We start from the raw sequence: 1286 nt of genomic DNA on the forward strand, positions 1-1286 counted from the left end.
GGCGTCCACCTGTCCGAGGAGTTCCAGCTCCACCCCGAACAGTCCACCGACGCCATCGTGATCCACCACCCCGAGGCGAAGTACTTCAACGCACGTTAGCGGCGGTCCGTCCGGCCCTGACCGCCCGTTCAGCGAAAGGAGTTCCGTCTTGTCGACCGCCCCCGAGGGCCCCCGCACGCGTCCCTCCACGCGCCGGCTGCTGGCGGAGGGTGAGCCGTCCTTCTCCTTCGAGTTCTTCCCGCCCAAGACCGACGCCGGGATGCGCCGGCTGTGGGGGACGGTGCGCCGGATCGAGGCGCTGTCCCCGACGTTCGTGTCCGTCACCTACGGTGCCGGCGGGTCGTCCCGGCAGCGCACCGTCGAGGTCACCAAGCGGATAGCGGCCGAGACCACGCTGCGCCCGGTCGCCCATCTGACGGCGGTCGGGCACTCGGTGGCCGAGCTGCGCCGGATCATCGGCCAGTACGCGGATGTCGGTATCCGGGATGTCCTGGCCCTGCGCGGCGACCCGCCCGGCGATCCCGGCGGACCGTGGACCGCGCACCCCGAGGGCTTCACCCACGCGCACGAACTGGTCACGCTCGTCCGCGAGCTGGGCGACTTCAGTGTGGGTGTCGCGGCGTTCCCGGAGCGCCATCCGCGCTCACCGGACTGGGAGAGCGACATCCGGCACTTCGTCGCCAAGTGCCGGGCCGGCGCGGACTACGCCATCACCCAGATGTTCTTCCACGTGGAGGACTATCTGCGGCTGCGCGACCGGGTGGCCGCCGCGGGGTGCAAAACGCCGATCATCCCGGAGATCATGCCCGCCACGGACGTGCGGCAGATCCGCCGGTTCGCCGAACTCTCCAACGCCGCCTTCCCGGAAGACCTGGCCCATCGACTCGAAGCCGCCCGGGAGGACCCGGACGCCTCCCGCCGTATCGGCGTGGAGTACGCGACGCGGATGGCCCACCGGCTGCTCGCGGAGGGCGCTCCCGGCCTGCACTACATCACCCTCAACCAGTCCGACGCGGCCATCGAGATCCACCGCGACGTCATGGCGGAACGCGGCGCGATGCCGGCCCTGCGGAGCTGACCCGCCGCGCCCGCCCCACCCCTCCACCCCTCCACATATTCCACCGGCCCAAGGCCGCCCGACAGCATACGGAGTAGGACATGTCTTCCCAGCACCCCGCCGATGCCGCGGATTTCAAGGTCGCCGATCTTTCGCTGGCCGAGTTCGGTCGCAAGGAGATCACTCTCGCCGAGCATGAGATGCCCGGTCTGATGGCGATCCGTAAGGA

2 protein-coding genes are annotated in these 1286 nt (G+C 70.1%); both read left to right on the forward strand.

Translation table 11 applies throughout. The features are described 5' to 3' along the window. The first annotated feature begins 196 nt into the window (after positions 1–196). Positions 197–1078, forward strand: coding sequence for a methylenetetrahydrofolate reductase [NAD(P)H] (gene metF, locus AB0E62_RS40015; RefSeq protein ID WP_362206069.1), 882 nt, complete (start codon positions 197–199; stop codon positions 1076–1078). Positions 1079–1158: 80 nt separating this feature from the next. Continuing rightward, a partial coding sequence (locus AB0E62_RS40020) for an adenosylhomocysteinase (protein WP_362206072.1) occupies positions 1159–1286 on the forward strand: 128 nt, incomplete at its 3' end.

The sequence above is a fragment of the Streptomyces sp. NPDC038707 genome, assembly GCF_040636485.1.
Lineage (GTDB): Bacteria > Actinomycetota > Actinomycetes > Streptomycetales > Streptomycetaceae > Streptomyces.